The organism is Kitasatospora azatica KCTC 9699 (genome assembly GCF_000744785.1).
GTDB lineage: Bacteria > Actinomycetota > Actinomycetes > Streptomycetales > Streptomycetaceae > Kitasatospora > Kitasatospora azatica.
This window is the reverse complement of the sequence record NZ_JQMO01000002.1, coordinates 1528434-1552400: the sequence shown is the minus strand read 5'-3', so window position 1 is coordinate 1552400 and position 23967 is coordinate 1528434. Positions and strand designations below refer to the sequence as shown.

At 73.2% G+C, this 23967-nt stretch carries 25 protein-coding genes; 9 read left to right on the top strand and 16 right to left on the bottom strand.

Going from position 1 to position 23967, the window contains the following annotated elements; genetic code table 11:
* Nucleotides 1-30: 30 nt before the first annotated feature.
* The 6 genes from BR98_RS07265 to BR98_RS07240 form a co-directional block, all read right to left on the bottom strand.
* Nucleotides 31-702, bottom strand: a complete 672-nt coding sequence (locus tag BR98_RS07265; RefSeq protein WP_035841252.1) for an ABC transporter permease — start codon at nucleotides 700-702, stop codon at nucleotides 31-33.
* Nucleotides 699-1367, bottom strand: coding sequence for an ABC transporter permease (locus tag BR98_RS07260; protein WP_035841251.1), 669 nt, complete (start codon nucleotides 1365-1367; stop codon nucleotides 699-701). The genes BR98_RS07265 and BR98_RS07260 overlap by 4 nt, the downstream gene beginning before the upstream one ends.
* On the bottom strand, nucleotides 1357-2496 hold the full coding sequence (locus BR98_RS07255) for an ABC transporter ATP-binding protein (RefSeq protein ID WP_083976085.1): 1140 nt from the start codon (nucleotides 2494-2496) through the stop codon (nucleotides 1357-1359). The genes BR98_RS07260 and BR98_RS07255 overlap by 11 nt, the downstream gene beginning before the upstream one ends.
* A gap of 194 nt (nucleotides 2497-2690) precedes the next feature.
* Nucleotides 2691-3077 (bottom strand): rhodanese-like domain-containing protein, encoded by a 387-nt coding sequence (locus BR98_RS07250; protein WP_407639422.1) that lies wholly within the window; start codon nucleotides 3075-3077, stop codon nucleotides 2691-2693.
* Entirely contained in the window at nucleotides 3074-3622 is a 549-nt protein-coding gene (locus BR98_RS07245; protein WP_035841247.1) for a cysteine dioxygenase, read from the bottom strand. The genes BR98_RS07250 and BR98_RS07245 overlap by 4 nt, the downstream gene beginning before the upstream one ends.
* A 254-nt stretch (nucleotides 3623-3876) precedes the next feature.
* On the bottom strand, nucleotides 3877-4617 hold the full coding sequence (locus tag BR98_RS07240; protein ID WP_035841245.1) for a class I SAM-dependent methyltransferase: 741 nt from the start codon (nucleotides 4615-4617) through the stop codon (nucleotides 3877-3879).
* Between the two features lie 303 nt (nucleotides 4618-4920).
* Here BR98_RS07240 and BR98_RS07235 point away from each other — a divergent pair, with 303 nt between their 5' ends.
* Nucleotides 4921-5313, top strand: a complete 393-nt coding sequence (locus BR98_RS07235) for a hypothetical protein (RefSeq protein ID WP_035841243.1) — start codon at nucleotides 4921-4923, stop codon at nucleotides 5311-5313.
* A gap of 70 nt (nucleotides 5314-5383) precedes the next feature.
* On the opposite strand, the gene BR98_RS07230 is transcribed toward BR98_RS07235, so the two are convergent.
* The 4 genes from BR98_RS07230 to BR98_RS07215 form a co-directional block, all read right to left on the bottom strand.
* The gene (locus BR98_RS07230) at nucleotides 5384-5626 is read right to left on the bottom strand and encodes a hypothetical protein (protein ID WP_035841242.1); all 243 of its coding nucleotides are present in this window, start codon (nucleotides 5624-5626) and stop codon (nucleotides 5384-5386) included.
* Nucleotides 5623-6036, bottom strand: a complete 414-nt coding sequence (locus BR98_RS07225; protein WP_035841241.1) for a hypothetical protein — start codon at nucleotides 6034-6036, stop codon at nucleotides 5623-5625. Before BR98_RS07225 ends, BR98_RS07230 begins: the two co-directional genes overlap by 4 nt.
* Nucleotides 6037-6200: 164 nt before the next feature.
* Nucleotides 6201-7667 (bottom strand): ATP-binding protein, encoded by a 1467-nt coding sequence (locus BR98_RS07220; protein WP_035841240.1) that lies wholly within the window; start codon nucleotides 7665-7667, stop codon nucleotides 6201-6203.
* Nucleotides 7664-8404, bottom strand: coding sequence for a response regulator transcription factor (locus BR98_RS07215; protein WP_035841239.1), 741 nt, complete (start codon nucleotides 8402-8404; stop codon nucleotides 7664-7666). The genes BR98_RS07220 and BR98_RS07215 overlap by 4 nt, the downstream gene beginning before the upstream one ends.
* 166 nt (nucleotides 8405-8570) lie before the next feature.
* Here BR98_RS07215 and BR98_RS07210 point away from each other — a divergent pair, with 166 nt between their 5' ends.
* Nucleotides 8571-8837 (top strand): GlsB/YeaQ/YmgE family stress response membrane protein, encoded by a 267-nt coding sequence (locus BR98_RS07210; protein ID WP_035841237.1) that lies wholly within the window; start codon nucleotides 8571-8573, stop codon nucleotides 8835-8837.
* 116 nt (nucleotides 8838-8953) lie between these two features.
* Here the strand turns inward: BR98_RS07210 and BR98_RS07205 are convergent, their stop codons facing one another.
* From BR98_RS07205 to BR98_RS07195, 3 genes are all read right to left on the bottom strand, one after another.
* On the bottom strand, nucleotides 8954-10756 hold the full coding sequence (locus tag BR98_RS07205) for a putative Ig domain-containing protein (protein WP_456152112.1): 1803 nt from the start codon (nucleotides 10754-10756) through the stop codon (nucleotides 8954-8956).
* A gap of 722 nt (nucleotides 10757-11478) precedes the next feature.
* Nucleotides 11479-12120: a TetR family transcriptional regulator gene (locus BR98_RS07200; RefSeq protein WP_051969393.1), complete on the bottom strand. Its 642-nt coding sequence runs from the start codon at nucleotides 12118-12120 to the stop codon at nucleotides 11479-11481.
* A gap of 103 nt (nucleotides 12121-12223) precedes the next feature.
* A complete protein-coding gene (locus BR98_RS07195; RefSeq protein WP_035841235.1) occupies nucleotides 12224-13228 on the bottom strand; it encodes an aldo/keto reductase in 1005 nt (334 codons plus the stop codon).
* 342 nt (nucleotides 13229-13570) lie between these two features.
* Here BR98_RS07195 and BR98_RS41935 point away from each other — a divergent pair, with 342 nt between their 5' ends.
* Nucleotides 13571-16033, top strand: coding sequence for an RICIN domain-containing protein (locus BR98_RS41935; RefSeq protein ID WP_083976083.1), 2463 nt, complete (start codon nucleotides 13571-13573; stop codon nucleotides 16031-16033).
* A gap of 103 nt (nucleotides 16034-16136) precedes the next feature.
* Here the strand turns inward: BR98_RS41935 and BR98_RS07185 are convergent, their stop codons facing one another.
* On the bottom strand, nucleotides 16137-16439 hold the full coding sequence (locus tag BR98_RS07185; protein ID WP_035841233.1) for a GNAT family N-acetyltransferase: 303 nt from the start codon (nucleotides 16437-16439) through the stop codon (nucleotides 16137-16139).
* 644 nt (nucleotides 16440-17083) lie between these two features.
* Here BR98_RS07185 and BR98_RS07180 point away from each other — a divergent pair.
* From BR98_RS07180 to paaE, 6 genes are all read left to right on the top strand, one after another.
* Nucleotides 17084-18439, top strand: a complete 1356-nt coding sequence (locus tag BR98_RS07180; RefSeq protein WP_083976082.1) for a M20 family metallopeptidase — start codon at nucleotides 17084-17086, stop codon at nucleotides 18437-18439.
* Nucleotides 18440-18566: 127 nt separating this feature from the next.
* On the top strand, nucleotides 18567-19538 hold the full coding sequence (paaA, locus tag BR98_RS07175) for a 1,2-phenylacetyl-CoA epoxidase subunit PaaA (protein ID WP_035841232.1): 972 nt from the start codon (nucleotides 18567-18569) through the stop codon (nucleotides 19536-19538).
* On the top strand, nucleotides 19531-19818 hold the full coding sequence (gene paaB / locus BR98_RS07170; RefSeq protein ID WP_035841229.1) for a 1,2-phenylacetyl-CoA epoxidase subunit PaaB: 288 nt from the start codon (nucleotides 19531-19533) through the stop codon (nucleotides 19816-19818). Before paaA ends, paaB begins: the two co-directional genes overlap by 8 nt.
* A gap of 31 nt (nucleotides 19819-19849) precedes the next feature.
* Nucleotides 19850-20728, top strand: coding sequence for a 1,2-phenylacetyl-CoA epoxidase subunit PaaC (paaC, locus tag BR98_RS07165; RefSeq protein ID WP_035841227.1), 879 nt, complete (start codon nucleotides 19850-19852; stop codon nucleotides 20726-20728).
* A gap of 49 nt (nucleotides 20729-20777) precedes the next feature.
* Complete coding sequence (gene paaD, locus BR98_RS07160; protein WP_035841225.1) at nucleotides 20778-21266, top strand: 1,2-phenylacetyl-CoA epoxidase subunit PaaD; 489 nt, start codon at nucleotides 20778-20780, stop codon at nucleotides 21264-21266.
* Nucleotides 21266-22336, top strand: a complete 1071-nt coding sequence (paaE, locus tag BR98_RS07155; RefSeq protein WP_035841223.1) for a 1,2-phenylacetyl-CoA epoxidase subunit PaaE — start codon at nucleotides 21266-21268, stop codon at nucleotides 22334-22336. The genes paaD and paaE overlap by 1 nt, the downstream gene beginning before the upstream one ends.
* On the opposite strand, the gene BR98_RS07150 is transcribed toward paaE, so the two are convergent.
* A complete protein-coding gene (locus tag BR98_RS07150) occupies nucleotides 22324-23466 on the bottom strand; it encodes an FAD-dependent oxidoreductase (protein WP_083976080.1) in 1143 nt (380 codons plus the stop codon). The genes paaE and BR98_RS07150 overlap by 13 nt on opposite strands.
* Nucleotides 23467-23537: 71 nt before the next feature.
* Complete coding sequence (locus BR98_RS07145) at nucleotides 23538-23909, bottom strand: YbjQ family protein (protein WP_035841220.1); 372 nt, start codon at nucleotides 23907-23909, stop codon at nucleotides 23538-23540.
* Nucleotides 23910-23967 lie beyond the last annotated feature (58 nt).

Here is a 23967-nt window from a genome sequence, read left to right as displayed (position 1 = left end):
AAGAGTGGAGAGTGGGAGAGGGGAATCCGGTCAGCCGCGCGGTCGGCGCAGCCCGGTGGGCAGCGCGAACCGGATGAGCGCGGCGAAGAGCAACTGGGTGGCCACCGCGAGCAGCACCACCAGCAGCGCGCCACCGACGGTCTGCGGGAAGTCGTGGGTGGCCAGGCCGTCGACCACATAGCGGCCGAGCCCGCCCAGGCCGACGTAGGCGGCCACCGTGGCGGTGGCGATCACCTGCACCGCGGCCGTGCGCAGCCCCGCGAGCAACGCCGGCAGCGCCCACGGAACACAGACCTGCCAGAGCACCTGACGGTGCGTCAGACCGATGCCGCGGGCGGCATCGCGCAGGTCCGGATCGGTGCCGCGGACCCCCTCGCAGGCCGCGACCAGCAACACCGGCGCGGCCAGCGCCACCAGCGGCACCAGCACGGCGGTGTCGCCGACGCCCGCCACCAGCACCGCCAGCGTCACCAGGCCGAGGGTCGGCAGCGCGCGGGCGGTACCGGTCAGCGCGGTGACCAGGCCGGCCGCCCGCCCGGTGTAGCCGAGCAGCAGACCGAGCGGGATCGCCAGCAGCGCGGCCAGGCCGAGCGCCTCGCCGGAGAGCAGCAGGTGCTCGCCGATCCGGTGCACGATCGAGTCGGCACCGTGCTGCCGGTCGGGCGAGCCGAAGAAGTCGGACAGCCAGGAGAGCCAGTTCACCGCCCCACCACCGCCTCACGCCGGGCCCACGGCGCCAGCACCCGGCGGGCCAGCAGCAGCACCGCGTCGGTGACCAGCGCGAGCGCGGCCACCAGCACGATCCCGGCCACGATCGGCGTCGGGAAGGTGAGTTGGAAGCCGGTGATGAACAGGTAGCCCAGCCCGCCGCGCCCGACCAGCGCGCCCACACTCGCCAGCGAGATGCTGGAGACCGCCGCCACCCGCAGCCCCGCCACCAGGTACGGCACGGCCGCGGGCAGTTCGACGGCGGCCAGTCGCCGCCAGGGTCCGTACCCGAGCGCCGTCGCGGCCTGGCGCACCGGCTCGGGCACCGCGCGCAGCCCGTCCACCGTGGTCGGCAGCAGCACGGCGAGCGCGTAGCAGGTGAGCGGGATCATCACGGTGGCCTGGGTGGCCAGGCCGGTGTACGGGATCAGCACCACGAAGACCGCGAGCGCGGGCAGCGCGTAGACCACGTTGAAGACCGCGGCCAGCGGCTGGTACAGCCGCGGGAACCGGGTGCAGAGCAGGCCCAGCGGGAGGGCGAGCAGCAGGCCGAAGAGCACCGGGAGCAGCGAGATCACCGCGTGGTCCAGGAGCAGGCCGCGCAGGTAGTCGACGTGGGTGCCGAGCCAGTGCCAGCGGACCAGGGGTTCATCGCCCATGGCCGGTCCCCGCCGCTATGTCGGTGGCGCCACCCGGATCGGCAGCGCTGTCGGCCGGCGCCCCGGGGTCCGACGGGGTGTCCACGACGCCACCGGCCGGCGCCTCGGGGCCCGAGGCGTCCAGTGCGTCCAGGACCGCCGCGCGGGGTGCCAGACCGAGCACCCGGCCCTGGGCGTCCACCGCCACGGCGGCGCGGGCCGGCGAGAGCACCGCGCTGTCCAGGGCGCTGCGCAGGGTGTCCGTCCCCGGGTGGTAGACCGCGACCTGACGGATCGTTTCCCCGGGCCCCCGCCACCCGCTCGGCCGGCCCTCGTCGTCCACCGTCAGGGTCCAGCCCTCGTACGGCTCGTCGGCGGGCCGCAGCGCGATCCCGCCCGCCGGGCGCAGCCCGAGACCGCGCAGCCCCCGGTCCCGGCCGAGGAAGTGCGCCACCTGGTCGTCGGCGGGGGCGGCGAGCAGCGTCGCCGGGTCGGCCACCTGCCCGATCCGCCCGTGCTCGCGCAGCACCACGATCTGGTCGCCGAGCCGCACCGCCTCTTCGATGTCGTGCGTCACGAAGAGCACCGTCTTGTTCAACTCGGCCTGCAGCCGCAGCAGCTCCTCCTGCAGACCGGCCCGGACCACCGGGTCGACCGCGCTGAACGGCTCGTCCATCAGCAGCAGCGGCGGATCGGCGGCCAGCGCCCGGGCCACACCGACCCGCTGCTGCTGGCCGCCGGACAGCTGGAACGGGTAGCGCTTGGCCGTCTCCGGTGCCAGCCCGACCAGCTCCAGCAGCTCCATCGCCCGGGCCCGGGCCCGCTTGCGGTCCCAGCCCAGCAGGTAGGGCACGGTGGCGATGTTGTCCAGCACCTTGCGGTGCGGGAAGAGACCCGCCTGCTGGATCACGTAGCCGATGCCGCGGCGCAGTTTGGCGGGCTCCAGCCGGGCCACGTCCGTCCCGTCCAGCAGCACCCGGCCCGAGGTCGGTTCGACCATCCGGTTGACCATCCGCAGGATGGTCGTCTTGCCGCAGCCGGACGGACCGACCAACACGGTGGTCCGGCCCGCGGGCACGCTGAGATCGAGCCCCTCGACGGCGACCGTGCCGTCGGGATGGCGCTTGCCGGCGCCGTCGAATCTGATCACGTGAGCTTCCTGCCTGGGTGCCGGGGCACCGGTTTCGGGTACGGCGGGTGAGACGGTGTCAGGGGCCGACATCCGAGGCTGCCTGCCCCCGCCAGGACCAAGGGAAACCCTGAACGGTGATCAGTGACGCATCCGACACGCCGAGCGGTACGGGGGACGGGGCCGGTCGCTACGGGGGATGGGCCAGGCCCGGCTCAGTCGCCCCCCGGCACGGTGGGCAGCCCCGCGGCCGCCCAGGCGACGAATCCGCCGTCCAGGTCGGTGGCGCGGTGCAGGCCGAGCTCGCGCAGCGAGGCCGCCGCCAGGCAGGAGGCGTAGCCCTCGGAGCAGACCAGCACCACCGGCAGCTCGTATCCGGTGGCCTCCGGGATCCGGTGACTCCCCGTCGGATCCAGCCGCCACTCCAGCACATTGCGCTCGATCACCAGCGCGTCGGGGATCTGGCCCTCCCGGGCCCGCTGCGCGGCCGGGCGGATGTCCACCAGCAGGGCATCCTGCCGCTGCCAGGCCTGGTGCGCCTCCACCGGCCCCGGTCGGTGCACGCCCGCCCGGGCCCGGGCCACCAGCTCGTCCACGGTCACCACTGCTCCGCCACCTCCACCACGGTCTGGCGCAGGCCGCTGGCCCGCAGCTCGTAGCGCGCGATCTCGCTGAGCGGCGGCGAGTAAGCGTGCAGGCTGACCGCCGGGCCGCCACCGGTGTTGCGGACGTCGTGCAGGAACTCGGGACCGAAGGCGCGGATGGACCCGGCCGGCAGTCGGCGGGTGTGCAACTCGCCGTGCTCACCGCCCAGCGAGAGCTCCTCCAACTCGCCGAGCGCCACGGCGTAGGCGCCGCGCGAGCCGCCGTGGTCGTGGAACCCGGTGGACTGGCCGGGCAGCCAGCTGATCAGCCAGACCTCGTGGTCCTCGGTCAGGCTGAGCCGCTCGTACCAGCGTTCCTCGGTGGAGAGGCGGACCTTGTCGATCCACTCCTGCGGCCGTTCGGCCAGCTCGGCGACCACCGCCCGCAGCGCGGCGGGGCTGAGCGGGGTGATCGGTGCGGGTACCGGTGCGGCGGTGGATGTGGGTGTGGGTGTGGGTGTGGGTGTGGCTGTGGGCGTTGGGCTCGCGAGATCTGTGCTCATGGCGGTCCTCGGGAAGCTTGAGTGCGCCGCGCACGGGTGGCGGACACAGGGCAGCGGTGAAGTGGTGGCGACATGGGTGCGCCCGTCCCCCGGCAGATGGTCACAGGGGTGAAACGCGGAAAAGCGGCGACAGAGGTCAGCCGGTCAGCAGGCACACATGTCGCTCGCCTGGCGTCGCAGATCGACGTGCAGGCGGCAGACGAGAGTGGTGCCGTGCTCCATGCCGCGATACTGGTTGATCGGCCACCGGCACGTCAAGCGAGCCATGCGGTTCGGCGGAACAGGGCGGTCCAGAGAAACGGCTCGCCGAAGAGCGGGGAGTCGTCCGGTTCGTCCCGCATCCGGCGCAGCTCGACCTGGGCGAGCTCGGAGAAGATCCAGCGCAGCGAGTCCGGCGTGTACGCGAGACCGCCGTGCAGCCGGGACTGGTGGTAGAAGTCCGCGTCGGGCAGCTCGGAGCCCATCGCGCCGGCCGCGAAGCAGGTGAGGCCGAAGTGACCGCCGGGGGCCAGCAGGCGGTCGAGCAGCGCCAGGTAGCTGATCCGGCGGTGCGGCGGCAGGTGGTGGAAGCACCCCGAGTCGTAGATCAGGTCGTACGGGCCGGTCAACTCGGCGCCGGTGAGCGCGAAGGCGTCCCCGCAGTGGAAGCGGATCGCAGCCCCCGCCTCGCGGGCCCGACCGGCAGCCCAGGCGAGGGCCGTCGGAGAGAGGTCGACCGCGTCTACCTGGAAGCCCGCAGCGGCCAGGTGCAGGGCGTTGCGGCCCGGTCCGCAGCCCAGGTCCAGCGCCCGTCCGGGGACGATCAGCCCACGCTCGAGGTAGTCGGCCAGGCTCTCGTCCGGCTTGGCCGCGAAGAACGGGACCGGCTTTGCGCGGTCGGCGTAGAAGGCGTCCCACCAGCGGGCCCCGTCGGCCGTCCAGCGGTCGGCGTCCGGTGCGAAGAGGCCGTCCAGGAGCTCCAGTACGTCCTCGATCGTTCGGATCTTCCGGTCCATCAAGTCCCCTCTCCCGATGGGGAGATGCTAGCCACGAAGGCGGCAGAAGCCCAGCTCGGGACGGGTGCGCCGATGCTCTGGGCGAGCGCCCGGAAGGCCGTGGCGGCACGGGGTGGGGGATCACCCGTGGGTGCGGACGCGCGGCGGCCCAGGCCCTCGTGCAGGGCCGTGGCGGGCGGGTTCTGGGCGGCGCCGGGGCGGGTTTCTTGTCGGGCGAATCGACCCCTGGCTCGGACCTCGACGGTTATCGTGGGGACGTGTCGCGTTCATGCGGCACCGTGCACGAGGACGTGGGGGCCTTCTGTGGACATCGACGCAGCCAGCACCATCACCGAAGCGATCACCGCCGCCGCCGGCGCGGCCGGTACCGCCGTCGGCCGCCAGGCGTGGGAGGCTCTGCAGGCCGTGGCCCGTCGCACCTTCAGGCGGGGCGAGCCGGGCGCCGAGCTGACGACCGTGTCCGAGGAGCCGGTGGACCCGGCCGACCAGCAGCAGGTCCGCGAGTTGATCACCACGCTGATCGACCGTCGTGAGCAGGACCCGGAGCTGGCCGCCGAGTTGGCCGACTGGGTGGGCACGCAGGTGTTCGTGGTGAAGATCGATCAGACCAGCACCGTCAGCAACACCGTCCGCGACAACGCCCAGGTGACGAAGCTGGTCCAGGGCCGGGACTTCGGCGGTTCGATCACTTTGTGAGCACCCGGGCGCTGCCGCCGGCGGTGTTGGTGTTGGTGACGGTGTCGGTGCGGGTCAGTTGCTGTGCGGGTCAGTTGTTCTGCGACGCGTCCGACTCGGCCGCGGCGGCCGCGCTCTCGGCGGCGTCGATCTTCTGCTGCATGTCGCCGAGCTGAGGGTCGCCGGTGGACGAGCCGGCTCCGGCGGAGGCGGCTGCGGCCGGGGCGGGCTGCTGCGGGGAGCCACCGGCCGCGCCGGAGCCCGAGCCGCCGCAGCCCGTCAGGGTCACCGAGGCCACCAGCACCGCCGCGGCGAGTCCGAGCGCATGCTTCACTGGGCGCCGCCCAGGCCCTGCGAGGTGCACCAGGTGTCCACCGCCTTGAGGTCGTTCTGACGGGTGGTCAGGGTCGGCACCAGGCTCTTGCGGAAGGTCAGCCGGTCGTTGAGGTAGGTGTACACCTCGGTGTGCCCGGCCTTCTTGGCCTCGTCCACCCGCTGCTCCAGGCGGGCGATCGAACCAGCCTCGGTGACCGGCCCGTTGAGCCGGTTCAGCGAGGCCTGGACGCGCTGTTCGGTCTTCGACAGGCGCTTGCAGATGCCCTTCGCACCGTCGCTGGTGGGCGAAGGCAGGGTCTTCGGGGACGGCGTGCCGCCGGCGGCCTGGGCGGGCGCGGCGGCTGCGAGCAGCGTGCCGCCCAGTGCGAGGGCGCCCAGGGCGGCGCCGGCCTTGCGGTAGGAGAGCATGACGAGGTCCTCCAGTCTCTGCTGGTACCCGGGCGGCGACCCCGCCCGACTGGGCAGGACGGTAGGGCTTCTCTTTGTGGATTCCTTGTGAGCCGCCGTGGCACCTGCGGCTGGGGCACCTGCCGTCGTGGCATCTGCCGCCGTAGCGCCTAAGGCAGTAGCGCCTACGGCTGTTGTGCGCCGCCGATCCAGTCCCGGCGGGCCGGCAGCGGCAGGGTCGGCGCGTCCGGGGCGACCAGCGGCAGCCGGATCTCGAAGCGGCACCCGCGCCCGCTAGGTGGCGTCCCGACGGTGACCGTGCCGCGGTGCAGCGCCACCTGTTGGGCGACCAGGGTCAGGCCGAGGCCCGTACCGGGGCTGTCCCGGCGGCGGTGGAAGCGGTCGAAGACGGCGGCCCGCTCGGCGACGGGGATGCCGGGGCCGTCGTCGTCCACGGTCAGCACCGCCTGCCCGCCCTCGCGGCGCAGCGTGACCACGATCGGCGCCCTGCCGTGCACGGCGGCGTTCAGCAGCAGGTTGTCGCAGGCGATCCGCAGGCCCGCCTCCCAGCCGAAGACGCGCAGCTCGCCGGTCGGCTCCACGCCGCCGGCCAGCTCCACGCCGACGGCCAGCTCCACGCCGACGGCCGACTCCGGTCGTCGCCGCCGCAGTTCGGCCACCGCGGCGGAGACCGGTTCGGCCAGGTCGAGCGGGCCGAAGGCCTCTTCCTCCACCAGGTCGCCGCGGGCCAGGGTGCGCAGTGCGGTGAGCAGGTCGAGCAGCCGGCGGTGGTCGGCCCGCAGGTCGGTGAGGATCTCGGCGCGTTCGGTGGCGGGCAGGTCGGGATGGGCGCTGAGGACGTCCAGGTTGGTCTGCAGGCCCATCAGCGGGGTGCGCAGCTCGTGCGAGGCGGCCGCCGAGAAGGAGCGCGCAGTCTCCAGCGCCTGCGCCGTTCGGTCGGCCTGCTCGTCGTAGCGGGCCAGCGCGCTCTCCAAGGCGGCGGCCAACTCGTCCACCTCGCCGATCCCGCTGCGCTGGTGGCCGAAGTCGGCGGCGCCGGCCCTGGGGTCGAGCGCGGCGGCCCGTCGGCCGAGTCGGCTGAGCGGCGCGGTGGCGCGCCGGGCCAGGCCGAAGACGAGCAGCCCGGCGAGCGGCGCGGTGAGCGCTGCGACCAGGATGATCCGCCGGCGCACCGCGTCGACCTGCGGGTTCGCGGCGGAGGACGGGGCGGCGACCCAGACCGTCCCGGGGTTGGCGCCGCTCACCGGACGGGCCAGCACCCGCCAGCTGCGGCCGTCGGAGCGGACCGTGACGGGGGTGAGCGCGCCGCCGGCCGCCGGCAGCGCGGTGGGCAGCGGGCCGCCGGCCGTGACCTCGGTGCCGTTGGCGTCGTCCACCCGGACGCCGACGTCGAGCGCGGCGTCCAGCACCTTGCGGTGCTGGTTCTGCTCGGCCGCCGCCCGCCCCTGGTGGTCGGCGTTGAGCAGCGCGCGGGCGTTCGGCAGGACGAGCTGCGCGCGCTCGCGCAGCTTGGTGTCCTGTTCGGCGCGCAGGTCGTGGTTGACCAGGCCGAGCAGCAGCGCGCCGGCCGCGAACACCAGCAGTGGGACCACCAGGGCGACCCAGAGCGCGATCCGGGTGGCGAGCCTCATCGGGCGGACTCCGGGGTTCCGGCGGCCCCGGGCGTCCGCAGCACGAACCCGACCCCGCGGACGGTGTGGATCAGGCGCGGTCGGCCGCCCTCCTCCAGCTTGCGGCGCAGGTAGCTGATGAAGGTGTCGACCGCGTCGGTGCGCACGTCGAAGTCGTAGCCCCAGACCCGGTCCAGCAGCTGGTCCCGGGTCAGCACCAGGCCGGCGTTGCGGGCCAGGTGCTCCAGCAGCTCGAACTCGCGGCGGGTCAGGTGCACCGGCTGGCCGTCCCGGCGCACTTCGCGGGTGGCGGGGGCGATCTCCAGCGGGCCGACCCGCAGCGTGTCGTCGCCGGCGATGTCGTCGCCGGCGACCGGTGGCCGGCGGCGCAGCAGGGCGCGCAGCCGCAGCACCAGCTCCTCCAGCGCGAACGGCTTGACCAGGTAGTCGTCGGCGCCCGCTTGCAGGCCGGCGACCCGGTCGGCCAGCTCGTCCAGGGCGGAGAGCATCAGCACCGGGAGGTCGCAGCCCTGCTCCCGCAGCCGGCGGCAGACCTCGGTGCCGGACAGGTCGGGCATCGAGACGTCGAGCACCAGGACGTCCGGCGGCTCGGCGGCCACCAGCTCCAGGGCGGCCCGGCCGCCGTCGGCCGAACGCACCGTGAAGCCGCTCAGCCGCAGACCGCGCTCCAGCGAGCGGCGGATCGTGTCGTCGTCGTCCACCACCAGCACCTTCCCGGTGCTGTCCGCGCTGACCATGGGCTCCTCCGTCTCTTGGCGGACCCCACGGTGACACGGGCGGATGAGAGTTTTCCACCAGGGTATGAGCAGGCCCAGGGGTCTGTCCGGGGGCAGTCGCAACCGAGCCGGGGCGACGTGCGTCTCGAACAGCAGAACATCACATCAGGGCAGGGGACCAGAGAACATGGGCATCGTCAGTTGGATCGTGCTCGGCCTGTTGGCCGGGGGCATCGCCAAGCTGCTGCTGCCCGGGCGTGACCCGGGCGGTCTGATCGTCACGACGCTGATCGGCATCGCGGGATCCTTCGTCGGAGGCTGGCTCTCGACGCACTTCCTGCACCGCCCGGTCAACAAGCACTTCTTCGACCTCGCGACCTGGGGCTCGGCGATCGCGGGGGCGCTGGTGCTGCTCATCCTGTACCGGCTGTTCTTCGGCAACTCGCGCCGCTGAACCGCTCCGGACCGCCCGGAGTGCTCCGGACCGCTCCGGAGCACTCCGGGCCACTTCAGCCCGAAGGGCCGTGGCGTTGGTACGCCACGGCCCTTCGCGTCCGCTGAGTGCTGCGGTCAGGAGATGCTGAGCGCGGTGTCGTCGATCACGAAGCTGGTCTGGAGGGAGGAGTCCTCCACACCGGTGAACTTGAGGGTCACGCTCTTGCCGGCGTAGGAGGAGAGGTCGAAGGACTTCTGCACGTAGCCGGTGGCCGCGTTGACGTTGCTGTAGGTGGCCAGGGTGGTGCTGTTGGCAGCCACGGTCAGCTTGTCGTAGGCGGTGCTGCCGGTCTCGGCGGTGTCGACGTGCAGCCAGAAGCTGAGCGAGGCCTTGCAGCCGGCCGGGATGGTCACCGTCTGGGAGAGGGTGTCGGTGTGGCTGCTGCCGTAGCCGTCCAGCCAGGCCTTCCAACTACCGCTGTGCGCGGCCTCGGAGGAGCTGTTGTCGACCACGCCGGAGGAGGCGGTCCACGGCGCTGCGGAGCCGGTCTCGAAGCCGGGGTTGCCGAGCAGCTGGATGGCTGCGCTGCAGTTGCCGCCGCCCGAACCGACGGTCCAGGAGAAGGTGGTGGAGCCGGCGGCGCCGGTGGAGTCGGTGGCGGTGACCGTCACCGTGTAGCTGCCCGCGGTGCTCGCGGTGCCGCTGATCAGGCCGGTCGAGGAGTTGATCGACAGGCCGGTGGGCAGACCGGTGGCCGAGTAGTTCAGGGCCGTGCCGGAGGCCGTGTCGGTGGCGTGGATCTGCAGGCTGACCGAGCCGCCGACGGTGGTGGACTGGCTGCCCGGGTTGGTCACCGTGACGGTGTTGCCGGTACTGGTGCCCGAGGCGAAGGCGGCGGTGCCGTTGGGGGTGCCGAGGCCGGTCGGGCCGTCGTAGCCGGGGGCGGCGGTGCAGAGGTAGGACGGGGAGCAGCTGCCGTTGTTGCCCGTGGTCACATCGTTCAGTGAACTGGTGTGGGAGTACGGGTACTTGGCGGGGTAGTCGGAGGCGCCGGGGGCGCCGGCCAGGGCGTAGACCGAGGCGATGATCGGCGAGGAGGCGCTGGTGCCGCCGTAGACCGCCCAGCCGGAGCCGCCGTAGGTCTGGTAGACCGCGACGCCGGTGGCGGGGTCGGCGACCGCCGAGACGTCCGCGATGGTGCGCTTGGCGCAGCCGCTGTCGGTCTGCCAGGTCGGCTTGGCGTCGTAGGCCGAGCAGCCGGAGCCGGTGCCCTCGGTGGAGTTGGTGTGCCAGACCGACTCGCTCCAACCACGGGCGCTGGAGTCGCGCTTGAGCGCGGTGCCGCCGACCGAGGTCACGTACTTCGAGGCGGCCGGGTACTCCGCGCCGTAGGCGGAGTCACCGGAGGAGACGGTGATCGCCACGCCCGGGTGGTTGAAGTACTGGCTGTCCGAGGTGGTGTCGGTGGAGTCCTCGGAGCCGCCGTAGCTGTTGGAGACGAACTTGGCGCCCTGGGCGACGGCCTGGTTGACCGCGGTGCCCAGGTCGCCCATGCTCGCCGAGGTCGCCTCGACCAGCAGGATGTGGCAGTTCGGGCAGACCGCGCTGACCATGTCGACGTCGAGCGAGATCTCGCCCGCCCAACCGCTGTCGGCGGTGGGGTAGTTGGTGCCGCCGTTCTGGTCGATCTTCTTGAAGCAGCCGTTCGCCGTGGTGCAGGCCGGCAGCCCGTACTGGGAGCGGTAGGCGGCCAGGTCGGACTCGGCGTTCGGGTCGTCCATCGCGTCCACGATCGCCACCGTCTGACCGGAGCCGGCCGAGGCGGGCAGCGCGTAGGCGGACGCCAGGTCGCTGGGGCCGAAGCCGGACGGGGTGGCGTTGGGGGACAGGGTGTGCGGCTGGACCAGGTCGGTGCGGGCCAGCGCGAGACAGGCCATCTGACCGGGGTGGGTCGGGGCGGCGCAGGCCCGCTTCACGGCGACCTGGCTGCTGCCGGCGTCGGCGCCGACGCTCGCCGTCGTGATGCCGGTGCCGGTGCCGGTGCCGGTGCTGGTACCCGCGGCGTGGGCGGTCGGCGCGAGCAGGCCCAGGACGGCGAGGCCCGCGGCGGGCAGCAGGGCGGTCAGCGCGCGCAGCTTGCGCGGGCGTGGACCGGCTGAGGAGTGTGTGCGCAAGAGAGAACCCTCCGTGGGGGTCGGGGCGCGTCCGGCCGGCCTGGGGTACGGCCGGCGGGTGGGGCGCGCCCGGTGCTGGCGGATCTCGGCACGTGCGGACGGACCGACGGCTCGTGGCCGCGGACCGGGGCGCCGTCTGCGGGTGCAGACCGCAGGCGGACGCCAACTGGCGTAGGGGGTACGGGTGGTGCGGGGGTGGTGCGAGAGACGCGCTGTGCAGAAGCGCGGGCGGTTGACCGCGGCCGCGTGAGGGGGAGCGCGGGGGAGGGGCGGCAGCATGGCACGGAGGAGTGTCAAGGGCATGACACACAGCAGCCCCGCAGCAGTCCCGGTGGTGGCGGGCTGATGCGGGGCCGACGTTAGTTGCCGTTGACATCGGGCGGCAAGGAGGCGGACGGATCCTTTGCCAGCCCAAAACTCTCAATTAGGCTGATCAGTCGTGGTGTTGACGATTCGACAGGTCTCGACCACCGGCTGACGGTGGATCACTTCGCGGGGGTTCGCCCCGGCTTCCGGCCCCCGGCGGCCGGCTTGCCCCAGGTACCGGTCAGACCGGCCTTGAGCAGCGCCCAGAGCGCTTCGAAGTCCGCGTCGGAGCGGCGCACGTCGGCCCACTCGGCCGCGTGCACCGGGTCGTGGAAGTGCGCGGTGGCCAGGAAGACCGAACGGGCCGTGCTCTGCACCGGCACCGCACTGAACTCGCCCTGCCAGATGCCGTCCTGGATGATGTGCGCGATCTGCCCGGTGAGCGTCTCCAGGTGGGCCGCGACGGTGCCGCTGTGCTCGCCGACCAGGGTGAGGTAGGTGGCGAACAGCTCGGGGTCGTCCAGCGCCTTCTTCCGCTTGGCCGCGAAGAGGGTGGTCAGCCAGCGGTGCAGCCGCTCGCCGGCCGGGCCGGTCTCCGCCGTGATCGCCTGCAGGGCGTCGTGCGCCTGGTCGAGCCAGCGCTGGGTGACGGCCTCGCGCAGCGCCGCCTTGCTGGGGAAGTGGCGGTACACGCTGCCGTGGCTGACGCCGAGGGTGCGGGCGATGTCCACCACGGTGGCCTTGGTCGGGCCGAACCGCCGCAGGACGTCCTCCGCCGCGCTCAGGATCTGCTCGGGGGTGAGAGTGCTATCGGTGGTCACGGGGTGGCTACGTCCTTACTGGGGGTTGCTCGGCTTGCTCGGGCTCACTCGGGTTCGCGAGCAGCGCGCCGCCCCCGGCTGGGAGCAGCGCCCTCGGTCCCGATCAGTGCTCGCTGTCCAGGTGGGCCATCTGTGCGGCAGCGTACCTGTCGCCGGCGGCGGCACCAGCCGGGACGGCCGCCTCGATGGCCGCCAGGTCGGCCGCGTCCAGCCGGATGTCCAGGGCGCCGAGCGCCTCGGCGAGCCGCTCGCGGCGGCGGGCGCCGACCAGCGGCACGATGTCCTCGCCGCGCGCGGCCACCCAGGCGATCGCGACCTGCGCGACGCTGGCGCCCTTCGCCTCGGCGATCCGGCGCAGCTGCTCCACCAGGGAGAGGTTGTGGGTCAGGTTGTCGCCCTGGAAGCGCGGGCTGGCGCCGCGGAAGTCGCCGCCGTGCAGCTCGCGGTCCGGCGCCCAGTGGCCGCTGAGCAGGCCGCGGGAGAGGACGCCGTAGGCGGTGATGCCGATGCCCAGTTCGCGGGCGGTGGGCAGGACCTCGGCCTCCAGGCTGCGGGAGATCAAGGAGTACTCGATCTGCAGGTCGCTGATCGGGTGCACGGCGGCGGCCCGGCGCAGCGTGGCGGCGCTGACCTCGGAGAGGCCGATGTGGCGCACGTAGCCGGCCTTCACCAGCTCGGCGATGGCGCCGACGGTCTCCTCGATCGGAACGTTCGGGTCCAGCCGGGCCGGGCGGTAGATGTCGACGTACTCGGTGCGCAGGCGGCGCAGCGTGTAGGCGAGGGCGGTCTTGGTGGCGGCGGGGCTGGCGTCGTAGCCGACCCAGGCGCCGTCCGGGCCGCGCTGGGCACCGAACTTGACGCTGATCTGGACCGACTCGCGGTCACGGCCGCGCAGTGCGTCGTGGATCAGCAGCTCGTTGTGGCCCATGCCGTAGAAGTCGCCGGTGTCGATCAGGGTGAGGCCGGCGTCGAGGGCGGCGTGGATGGTGGCGATGCTCTCGGCCTCGTCGGCCGGCCCGTAGAGGTCGGACATGCCCATGGCGCCGAGGCCGAGAGCGGAGGTGATCGGGCCGGTGCGGCCGAGTTGGCGGGTGGCGATGGCGCTCATTCGAGGCTCCGGGGGTTGGGGGAGTGGTCGGGTGGGGCTTGGCCGGGACGGTCGAAACCCTTGCGATGACAACTATGGCATGACGGATGACAGATTTCAATATCTGTCATCCGTCATCTGTCCGCGCGTCACTCGACTCGCGTCATGCACGCCGCGACTCGCCACTCGCGCCGCGTGCCACCCGGCTCGCGTCAACTCCACTTCATGCGCGCCCCCTTGACGTGCCCTCACACCCTCCCTACGTTTGCTTCTGCTTAATTCCGTTGGCTTTCTGATCGAAATCGCGCACAACCAACCACCCACCCACTCACCCCACCCACCCCCCACGGGAGGACGCACCCGATGCGCACCACTCCTCGTGCCACCACCCTTCGTGCTCTCCTCGCTCCGCTCGCCCTCTGCCTGGCTCTGCTCGGCATCCCCACCCCCGCCACGGCGAGCCCCACCGCAGCCACTTCCGCCGCCGCTACCGCTGCCACCACCAACCTCACCGTCGACGGCACCTCCCCCGGCCGCACCTTCGACGGCGTCGGCGCGATCAGCGGCGGTGGTGGCAACTCCCGCCTGCTGCTCGACTATCCCGAGCCCCAGCGCAGCCAGATCCTGGACTACCTGTTCAAGCCCGGCTACGGCGCCGCCCTGCAGATCCTCAAGGTGGAGATCGGCGGCGACACCAACTCCACCGACGGCGCCGAGTCCTCCATCGAGCACACCCGCGGCACCGTCGACTGCAACGCCGGCTACGAGTTCTGGCTGGCCGAGCAGGCCAAGGCCCGCAACCCCGCGATCAAGCTGTACGCGCTCTCCTGGGGCGCCCCCGGTTGGGTCGGCAACGGCAACTTCTGGTCCCAGGACATGGTCGACTACCTGATGTCCTGGCTCGGCTGCGCCCAGCAGCACGGCCTGGCCATCGACTACCTCGGCGGCTGGAACGAGCGCGGCTACAACGCCGCCTGGTACGAGAACCTGCACGCCACCCTGGCCGCCAAGGGCTACACCGGCACCAAGGTGGTCGGCGCCGACGACAACTGGTCGATCGCCACCGCCATGCGCTCCGACAGCGCACTGAACAACGCCGTCGACATCGTCGGCACCCACTACCCGTGCGGCTACATGTCCGCGATGACCAAATGCTCCAGCACCGCCGACGCCGTCGCCACCGGCAAACAGCTGTGGGCCAGCGAGAACGGCTCCGAGGACGCCGACACCGGCGCAGCCCCGATGGCCCGCGCGATCAACCGCGGCTACCTCGACGGCAAGATGACCGCCTTCATCAACTGGCCGGTGGTCGCCGCCCTCTACCCCAACCTCGGCTTCAACACGATGGGCCTGGTGACCGCGAACCAGCCCTGGTCCGGCGCCTACACGGTCGGCCGCAGTACCTGGGCCACCGCCCAGACCACCCAGTTCACCGCCCCCGGCTGGAAGTACCTGGACACCGCCTCCGGCTACCTGGCCGGCAACCGCGCCAACGGAAGCTACGTCAGCTACGCCGCCCCCGACCGCTCCGCCTGGAGCACCGTCTTCGAGACCATGGACGCCACCGCCGCCCAGACGGTGACCCTCAGGACGGCGAACCTGCCCGGCGGCACCCTGCACGTCTGGTCCACCGACTTCTCGAGCAACGCCGCCAGCGCGCACCTGGTCCCCGGCTCGGACCTCACCGCCACCGGCGGGAGCTACCAGCTCACCCTGCAGCCGGGCCACATCTACACCGTGACCAGCACCACCGGCCAGGGCGCCGGCGCCGCAGCCGCCCCGCAGCGCGGCCTGCTCGCGCTGCCGTACAGCGACAGCCTGGCCGGCACCGCGACCGGCCAGGAGGCCCGCTACTTCAGCGCGATGAACGGCGCCTTCGAGACCGTGCCGTGCGCCGGCGGCCGTGCGGGCCGGTGCCTGCGCCAGCAGGCTCCGACCACCCCGATCCGGTGGACCAACGAGCCGGCCGACCAGCCCTACGCCACCATGGGCGACCTGAGCTGGAGCGACTACACGGTGGGCGTGGACGCACTCCTGGAGAAGTCCGGCACCGCCGAGCTGCTCGGCCGGGTCGGCACCCAGGGGCGCAACAACAACGGCCTGAACGCCTACAACCTGCGGGTCGGCGACAACGGCGCCTGGACCATCCTGAAGAGCGACACCACCTGGTCGTTCACCACGCTGGCCTCCGGCACCGTCCCGGCGCCCGGCCTGAACAGCTGGCACCACCTGGCGCTGACCTTCCAGGGCGGCAGCATCACCGCCAAGCTGGACGGCACCACCCTGGCCACCGTCAGCGACAGCAGCTACGCCGCCGGCCAGATCGCCCTCGGCACCGGCGGCTACTACCCGGCCCAGTTCAGCAACCTGACCATCACCCCCGGTCCGGCCACCCCGCTGGACGGCAGCTACCAGCTGGTCAACGCCAACAGCGGCCAGGTGCTGGACGCCGCCAACCAGGGCACCATCGACGGCACCCCGGTCATCCAATGGACGTCCAACAGCGGCAGCAACCAGCAGTGGCGGCTGGCCGCCACCGGTACCGGCTACTACACGATCACCGGCGTGGCCAGTGGCAAGGCGCTGGACGTCCCCAACGCCACGGCGGTCCCGGGCACCCAGCTCCAGCTCTGGACGGCCAACGGCGGCGCCAACCAGCAGTGGCTGGTGGTTCCGGCCGGCGGCGGGCGCTACACGCTGGAGGCCCGCTCGGACGGTGACCTGCTGGACATCGAGGGCGGGTCGCTGAACACCGGCGCCCACGCGATCCAGTGGCCGGCCAACGGCGGCGCCAACCAGCGCTGGCAGCTGGTCAAGGTCGGCTGACCACCCGCCCGGCCCGCACCCACCGCGGCGGCCGCGGTACGGCTCACCCGTACCGCGGCCGCCGCCGCACGGGATCGCCCCGGGCGCCCGCCGCGGTCGGCGCTCAGTCGCTGACCCGGCTCCGGTTCTGGTAGGCCAGGTCCTGGTACTCGGGGTGGCGCTCCATCCAGCCGTGGATGAACTGGCAGGTCGCCAGCACCGCGAGCCCGCGCTTGCGGGCGTCGTCCAGCGCGGCCCGGGCCAGCGCACTGCCGACCCCCCGGCCCTCGAACCGCGACTCCACCACGGTGTGCGGGTAGACCACCAGGTCCTCGCTGCGCAGGTAGGTCGCGAAGCCGGCGGGCTCGCCGTCGATCTCGGCCTCGAACTGGTCCGCCGACGGGTTGTCACGCACGATCACGGTCATCCGGTTGCTCCTCGTAGCTGTGGCTGTGTCACCCATCATCCCCGCCGTCACCCGTCGGCCGAGGGCGGCGAGCTGACGTCCTGTGAGTCGCCGTGCTGGTCTCAGCGGCCGACCCGCCCGTCACCCATCCGGCGTGGATCGGTGCGCCCTGGGCCGTTCGTCGGGCCGACGGGACCGCGCGGGTCCATCGTGGAGGAGTGGGCTCGATCCGGTGACCGCGCCCGCACCGGCCGGTCCGGGTCGAGCGCCGCGACGCGCCATCAGCCGCGCCCCGAGGCCCCGCCAGCACACCTTGGCGGCCCCGCGCACGACCCCGGCCCGACCCGGCACCGCACCTGGCGGCAACCAGGGCCACTCGCCGGGGACCGAAGCGTTCTTCTAGGCTCACTTCGGCTTCCCCTGCCACGGTGACACCCACGCCGCCGCCCGGAGGCCGCTGCCCCTCGGGGGTCCCGGTCGTGTCGGGGCCTCCGGACCGAGCGAGGAGGACGCATGTCGACCAGCCGTTCCATCGCACCACACACCCTTCGGCCACCAGCGGTCCGCTCCCGGCGCCTGCTGCACTGTCCGGCCACCTCGATCGCCGGCGGGCGTCCGTCGGCCCGCGGTGCGCTGAGTACGGATCGCCTCCGCGGAGGTGCCCGATGAGTCCGCACGCCACCCCGTCGGCGCCCGCCGCGACCGGCTCCGGCGCCCAGCAGAGCACCCCGCAGAACGCCCAGCAGAACGCCCAGCAGGGCGCCCAGCCCACCACCGCCGACCCCGCCCCAGGTGCCACCCCGGGCGTCGAGGCGCTGCCCGGCCTGCCGAGCACCCTCACGGCCCGGGCCCGGACGCTCTCCGGCGCGGTCCGCCGCCGCTGTACCGAGCTGGCCGAGATCGAGTCCCCGAGCGGCGACGCCGAGCGGCTCAACCGGCTGGCCGAGGAGCTGATGGCCGGGTACCGGGCGACCGGCGCCGAGGCCCGTCGGGTGGCGGGCGCGGCCGGCGACCACCTCCTGCTGCAGTGGCCAGGACAGGACGAGAGCCTTCCGCACCTGCTCTTCGTCGGCCACCACGACACCGTCTGGCCGGCCGGGACCCTGGCCGACTGGCCGGTGACCGAGCACGACGGTGTGCTCAGCGGCCCTGGCGTGCTCGACATGAAGGCCGGTCTGGCCCTTCTCGAAGGCGCCTTCGCCCTCCTCGCCGACCTGGGGTTGCGACCGCACCGCACGGTGCGGGTGGTGGTGACCGCGGACGAGGAGGTCGGCAGCCCGGACGGCCGCCGCGTGGTGGAGCGCCAGCTCCCCGGCGCCGCCGCCGTCCTGGGCCTGGAACCGCCGCACGAGGACGGCCGCCTGAAGACCGCCCGCCGCGGCTCCACCCGGGTGCGGCTGATGGTGACCGGCCATGAGGCGCACGCCGGCAGTCACCCCGAGGACGGCACCTCGGCCGTGGACGAGCTGGTGGACCAGCTGGTCGCGGTCCGGGACCAGCTGGGCCACCAGCCGGGCACCGAGCTCAACACCGGCCGGATCCGTGGCGGGACCCGGGCGAACGTGGTGGCCGGGCAGGCGGAGGCCGAGCTCGGGCTGCGCTTCTCGACGCCGGAGGCGCAGGCCAGCACGTTGGACACGCTGGCCCACCTGACCGCGCTGCGCCCGGGAGCGCTGGTCCGCACCGAGGTGCTGTCCAGCCGGCCGGCCTGGGTCGAGCGGTCCGGCAACAACCTGCTGCTGCGGCACGTCCGCTCGCTGGCCGCCGCGCTCGGGCTGCAGCTGGACGGCGCGCCGGCCGGCGGGGCCGGGGACACCAACCTGGCCGGAGCCCGCGGCCTGCCGACCCTGGACGGCCTCGGCGCGCTCGGCGCGGGGGCGCACGCCAGGGACGAGCGGATCAAGCTGGACCAGCTGGCGCCGCGGATCGCCCTGCTGGCCGGGCTGCTCGCGGTGCCGCTGCCGCGGTTGCGCAGCCGTCCTGGGGCGGCGCCCGAACCGCTGCGCGGTCGTGGCCAGTAGCAGATCGCCGCGGTAGGTCACCGAAAAGGAGCGGGTCCTTCGGGCCCGCTCCTTTTCGGTTCTTGTCATCAGTAGGTCACTGGCTACACAATGGAACCGACCGAACGGTCAGTCGGGAGGAGTGGTGATGGTGCCAGTGCAGACGGCGGAGCCTTCGGATCCGGCGCAGAGCGCCGAACTCGCCGAGCGCTTCGAGGCGGTGATCGCCGCCGAGCAGCGGATCGAGCCGCGGGACTGGATGCCGGAGGCCTACCGGGCCACCCTGATCCGCCAGATCGCCCAGCACGCGCACTCCGAGATCATCGGCATGCAGCCCGAGGGCAACTGGCTCACCCGGGCCCCCTCGCTGCGCCGCAAGGCGATCCTGCTGGCCAAGGCCCAGGACGAGGCCGGCCACGGGCTCTACCTCTACGCCGCGGCCGAGACCCTCGGGGTGGACCGGGCGGAGCTGACCGAGAAGCTGATCAGCGGCCGGCAGAAGTACTCCTCGATCTTCAACTACCCCACCCTGAACTTCGCCGACGTCGGCGTGATCGGCTGGCTGGTGGACGGCGCGGCGATCTGCAACCAGGTCCCGCTCTGCCGCTGCAGCTACGGTCCGTACGCCCGGGCCATGGTGCGGGTCTGCAAGGAGGAGTCCTTCCACCAGCGGCAGGGCTACGAGCTGCTGATGACCCTGATGCGCGGCACCGAGGCGCAGCGGGCGATGGTGCAGGACGCGGTGGACCGCTGGTGGTGGCCGTCGCTGATGATGTTCGGCCCGCCGGACGGCGACTCGCCGAACACCGCCCAGTCGATGGCCTGGCGGATCAAGCGGCACACCAATGACGAGCTGCGGCGGCGATTTGTCGACATGACGGTCCCGCAGGCCGAACACCTCGGCGTCACCCTGCCCGACCCGGAGCTCAGCTGGAACGAGGAGCGCGGCAGCTGGGACTTCGGCGAGCCCGACTGGTCCGAGCTGATGCGGGTGATCAAGGGCGACGGACCCTGCAACACCCAGCGGATCGAGGTCCGCCGGACCGCCCACGAGGAGGGCGCCTGGGTCCGCGAGGCCGCGGTGGCGTACGCGCAGAAGGAGAACGAACGCAATGCCTGACCAGTCCTGGCCGCTCTACGAGGTCTTCGTCCGCCCCCGGCGCGGCCTCAACCACGTGCACGTCGGCTCGCTGCACGCCCCCGACGACCGGATGGCGCTGCTCGCCGCCCGGGACCTGTACACCCGGCGCAACGAGGGCGTCAGCCTCTGGGTGGTCCCGTCCACCGCGATCACCGCCGCCGCCCCCGACGAGCGCGACCCGTTCTTCGAGCCCAGCGGCGACAAGGTCTACCGCCACCCCACCTTCTACGACATTCCCGAGGATGTCCCGCACATCTGACCGGGCCCTCGAGCTGATTGGGCAGCCACCGATGACGGACGATCACGTCTACCTCACCCTCGCCGAGGGTGACCACGAGGCCGAGGCCCGCTGGGCCTACGGCACCGGCTTCGCCGACCCGCTGCTCGGCGTCGACACCGCGCTCGCACCCGGCGTCGACGGGGCCGACCTCTCGCTCTACTGCCAACTGCTCGGCGACGACGCCCTGATCCTGGCCCAGCGCCTGATCGAGTGGTGCACCCGGGCGCCCGAGCTGGAGGAGGAGGTGGCGCTGGCCAACCTCGGCCTCGACCTGCTCGGCCAGGCCCGGCTGCTGCTCACCCGGGCCGGCCAGGCCGACGGCAGCGGCCGCACCGAGGACGACTTCGCCTACTGGCGGGCCGAGCACGAGTTCCACAACGTCCGCCTGGTCGAGACCGAGAACGGCGACTTCGCCTACTCGATCGCCCGGCTGCTGCTCTTCGCCACCGCCCGCCGGGCGCTCTACGAGCTGCTCGCCGACCGGGCCCCGGACGCCGTGGTGCGCTCGGTGGCCGCCCGCGGCGTCAAGGAACTCGCCTACCACCAGGAGTACGCCACCGCCTGGCTGCTGCGCCTGGGCGACGGCACGCCGTACTCGGCGCAGCGGATGCAGGCCGGCCTGGACGCCGTCTGGCCGCTGCTCGACGAGCTGTTCACCGCGCACGAGGTGGAGCTGCGCCTCGGCCTGGACCCGGCCCAGCTGCGCCCCGCCGTGCTGGCCTCGCTGACCGAGGCGATCGAGCGGGCCACCCTGACCGTCCCCGCCGGCCGGGCGCTGGCCCGGGTCGGCGGCCGGGCCGGGCGCGAGGGCGTGCACACCGAGGCGCTCGGCCGGCTGCTCGCCGAACTGCAGTGCGTGGCCCGCGAACACCCGGGGGCGACATGGTGACCACCCCGGCCGGGCCCGCGCGGCCGGCCCGTGCGCACCGGAGGCCGACATGGTGACCACCCTGGCCGCCCGGCACGCCGCCGAGCTCGCCGGCGCCGTCCCCGACCCCGAGCTGCCGATGCTCACGCTCGCCGAGCTCGGCGTGCTGGCCGAGGTCGAGCAGGACGGGCCGACCGTCACGGTCTGGCTCACCCCGACCTACTCCGGCTGTCCGGCCGTCGCCGAGATGGCCGCCGACGTGCGGCACCGGCTGGAGCGGGCCGGCTTCACCGAGGTCGAGGTCCGGCTGCGGTTGGACCCGCCGTGGAGCACCGACCTGATCACCCCGGCGGGCCGCGCCAAGCTGGCCGCCGCCGGCATCGCCCCGCCCGGCCCGGCCGGGCTGCTCCGGCTCGGCCGCACCCGGCTGGCCGTGCACTGCCCGCAGTGCGGCTCCGGCGACACCGAGGAGCTGTCCCGGTTCGGCTCCACCGCCTGCAAGGCGCTCTGGCGCTGCCGGGCCTGCCGGGAGCCGTTCGAACGCATGAAGGAGATCTGATGGCGACCCGCCGCGCGCAGTTCCACCCCCTGCGGATCGCCGCCCTGGACCGGCTCTGCGACGACGCCGTGGCCGTCACCTTCGAGGTCCCGGCCCCACTGGTCGCCGACTTCGAGTTCAAGGCCGGCCAGAGCCTGACGCTGCGTCAGCTCGCGGACGGGGCCGACGAGCGGCGCTCCTACTCGATCTGCTCGCCGGTCGGCGGGCCGCTGCGGATCGCGGTGCGCGAGGTGCCGGGCGGGCTCTTCTCCGGGCAGCTGGTCCGCCGCGCCGCCGTCGGGGACACCGTCGAGGTGCTGCCGCCCGGGGGCGCGTTCACCGCCGACCTGAGCGTCCCGGCCCGGCACGTACTGCTCGCGGCCGGCTCCGGGATCACCCCGATGCTCTCGATCGCGGCCACCGTGCTGGCCGCCCACCCCGAGTCGACCGTGACCCTGCTCTACGGCAACCGGCGCAGCGACACGGTGATGTTCGCCGACGAGCTGGCCGACCTGAAGGACCGCTACCTCGACCGGTTCGAGCTGCTGCACGTGCTCTCCCGGGAGGCCAGGGACGCCGAGCTGCTCAGCGGCCGGCTGGACACCGAGCGGGTGCGCGCGCTGCTCACCGCCCTGGTGGACGTCCCGGCGGTGGGTCACTGGTGGCTCTGCGGGCCGTTCGGCATGGTGGCCGAGGCGCGGGCGCTGCTCGGCTCGCTCGGGGTGGCGCCGGAGCGGGTGCACCAGGAGCTGTTCCACGCCGAGGACGAGCCGATCGCGGACCGCCCGGCGGAGCAGGAGCCCGACGAGGAGGGCTTCGCCGAGGTCACCGTGGTGCTCGACGGGCGGCGCAGCACGCTGCGACTGCCGCGCGAGCGCAGTGTGCTGGACGGCGCCCAGCACTCCCGCCCGGACCTGCCGTTCGCCTGCAAGGGCGGGGTCTGCGGCACCTGCCGGGCGCTGGTGACCGAGGGCGAGGTGGAGATGCGGCGCAACTTCGCGCTGGAGGAGAAGGAGCTGGCGGCGGGTTATGTGCTGACCTGTCAGGCCCGCCCGGTCTCGGACCGGGTGACGGTGGACTACGACGCCTGAGCAAGCGCTTGTTCGCGCTGGCCGAGCGCTTGCTCTGCCTGAGCGAGCGCTTGCTCTGCCTGAGTGAGCGCTTGCTCAGGAGCGCCGATCAGCTTGACGATCCCGTTCACCGCCGCCCGTCCCGCCCGGTTCGCGCCGATGGTGCTCGCCGAGGGCCCGTACCCCACCAGGTGCACCCGTGGGTCGGCGGCCGCCCGGGTGCCGTCCAGCCGGATCCCGCCGCCCGGCTCGCGCAGCCCGAGCGGTGCCAGGTGGCCGACCTCGGACCGGAAGCCGGTCGCCCAGACGATCGCGTCCACCGCCAGCTCGGTGTCGCCCCAGGCGACGCCGTGCTCGGTCAGCCGGTCGAACATCGGGCGCCGGTGCAGCGCGCCGAGCTGTTCGGCCCGGCGCAGCGCCACCGAGGGGCCGAGCCCGGTCACGCTCACCACGCTGCGCACCGGCAGGCCCTCGCGCACCCGCTGCTCGACCAGGGCCACCGCCGCGCGCCCCGCCTCCGGACTGAACGGCCCGTTCCGGAAGACCGGCTCGTGCCGGGTCACCCAGACCGTCTCGGCGACCTCGGCCAGCTCCGAGAGCACCTGGATCGCCGAGGCGCCGCCGCCCACCACCACGACGCGCTGCCCGGCGAAGCCCGCCGGTCCCCGGTAGTCGGCGTAGTGCAGCTGCCGGCCGGCGAACCGGCCGGGGTAGTGGGGGAGGAACGGGCGGGTCCAGGTCCCGGTGGCGTTGATCAGGGCACGGGCCGACCAGTCGCCGGCGGAGGACTCCACCAGCAGCCGCCCACCGGCCTCACGCACCGCGCTCACTCTGGCCGGGCGCACCACCGGCAGCGCGTGCCGGGCCTCGTACGCGGCGAAGTACCCGGGCACCACCTCGCGGGCGGGCGCGTCCGGGTCGGGCGGCGGCAGCTCGAAGTCCGGCAGGTCGTGAAAACCGTGCACCGTGGCCATCCGCAGTGAGGGCGAGCGGTGCGCCCAGGCACCGCCCGGCGCGCGGTCGGCGTCCAGCACCACGAAGTCGCGGTACGGCGCGAAGCCGCGCCGGCGCAGGTGGTAGGCGGCGGAGAGGCCGGCCTGACCCGCGCCGATCACGACCACGTCGACTTTGGTTGCCGCATCAACAGTCACGCCCGTGAAACATCCCGGGCGCGGCTAATCATCCCGCAGTCATCGGGGGGCATCAGGGGGTCATCGGGGGCTCATCCCGCCGGGCTGATCACCACGGCCGTCCCGTACGCGCAGATCTCCGTCCCCAGATCCGCCGCCTCCGTGACGTCGAAGCGCATCGCCAGGACCGCGTTCGCGCCGCGCGCCCTGGCCTGCTCGACCAGCCGTTCCATCGCCTGGTTCCGCGACTCCACCAGGGTCTTCGTCAGACCCTTCAGCTCCCCGCCCAGCATCGACTTGAACGAGGCACCGATCTGCGTGCCCAGGTGCCGACTGCGCACCGTGAGCCCGAAGACCTCCCCGATCACCTTGTCCACCCGGTGTCCCGGCACGTCGTTGGTGGTGACCACCAGCACGTCCGTACCCGGCCCGGGACCGCCACCGTACTCGTCGAGGTTGCTCATCCCCCCATCCTGCGCGCCCGCTCGCCCCGATCCCGGCAGCGCCACTCGATGGCGTCGA

Excerpts from the sequence above, each read along its gene's own strand:
- BR98_RS07260 (WP_035841251.1), bottom strand. The coding sequence starts at position 1,367 with ATGGGCGATGAACCCCTGGTCCGCTGGCACTGGCTCGGCACCCACGTC.
- BR98_RS07245 (WP_035841247.1), bottom strand. The coding sequence starts at position 3,622 with ATGAGCACAGATCTCGCGAGCCCAACGCCCACAGCCACACCCACACCC.
- BR98_RS07240 (WP_035841245.1), bottom strand. The coding sequence starts at position 4,617 with ATGGACCGGAAGATCCGAACGATCGAGGACGTACTGGAGCTCCTGGAC.
- BR98_RS07225 (WP_035841241.1), bottom strand. The coding sequence starts at position 6,036 with ATGCTCTCCTACCGCAAGGCCGGCGCCGCCCTGGGCGCCCTCGCACTG.
- BR98_RS07220 (WP_035841240.1), bottom strand. The coding sequence starts at position 7,667 with ATGAGGCTCGCCACCCGGATCGCGCTCTGGGTCGCCCTGGTGGTCCCA.
- BR98_RS07215 (WP_035841239.1), bottom strand. The coding sequence starts at position 8,404 with ATGGTCAGCGCGGACAGCACCGGGAAGGTGCTGGTGGTGGACGACGAC.
- BR98_RS07210 (WP_035841237.1), top strand. The coding sequence starts at position 8,571 with ATGGGCATCGTCAGTTGGATCGTGCTCGGCCTGTTGGCCGGGGGCATC.
- BR98_RS07205 (WP_456152112.1), bottom strand. The coding sequence starts at position 10,756 with ATGGCCTGTCTCGCGCTGGCCCGCACCGACCTGGTCCAGCCGCACACC.
- BR98_RS07195 (WP_035841235.1), bottom strand. The coding sequence starts at position 13,228 with ATGAGCGCCATCGCCACCCGCCAACTCGGCCGCACCGGCCCGATCACC.
- BR98_RS41935 (WP_083976083.1), top strand. The coding sequence starts at position 13,571 with ATGCGCACCACTCCTCGTGCCACCACCCTTCGTGCTCTCCTCGCTCCG.
- BR98_RS07185 (WP_035841233.1), bottom strand. The coding sequence starts at position 16,439 with ATGACCGTGATCGTGCGTGACAACCCGTCGGCGGACCAGTTCGAGGCC.
- BR98_RS07180 (WP_083976082.1), top strand. The coding sequence starts at position 17,084 with ATGAGTCCGCACGCCACCCCGTCGGCGCCCGCCGCGACCGGCTCCGGC.
- paaA (WP_035841232.1), top strand. The coding sequence starts at position 18,567 with ATGGTGCCAGTGCAGACGGCGGAGCCTTCGGATCCGGCGCAGAGCGCC.
- paaB (WP_035841229.1), top strand. The coding sequence starts at position 19,531 with ATGCCTGACCAGTCCTGGCCGCTCTACGAGGTCTTCGTCCGCCCCCGG.
- paaC (WP_035841227.1), top strand. The coding sequence starts at position 19,850 with ATGACGGACGATCACGTCTACCTCACCCTCGCCGAGGGTGACCACGAG.
- paaD (WP_035841225.1), top strand. The coding sequence starts at position 20,778 with ATGGTGACCACCCTGGCCGCCCGGCACGCCGCCGAGCTCGCCGGCGCC.
- paaE (WP_035841223.1), top strand. The coding sequence starts at position 21,266 with ATGGCGACCCGCCGCGCGCAGTTCCACCCCCTGCGGATCGCCGCCCTG.
- BR98_RS07145 (WP_035841220.1), bottom strand. The coding sequence starts at position 23,909 with ATGAGCAACCTCGACGAGTACGGTGGCGGTCCCGGGCCGGGTACGGAC.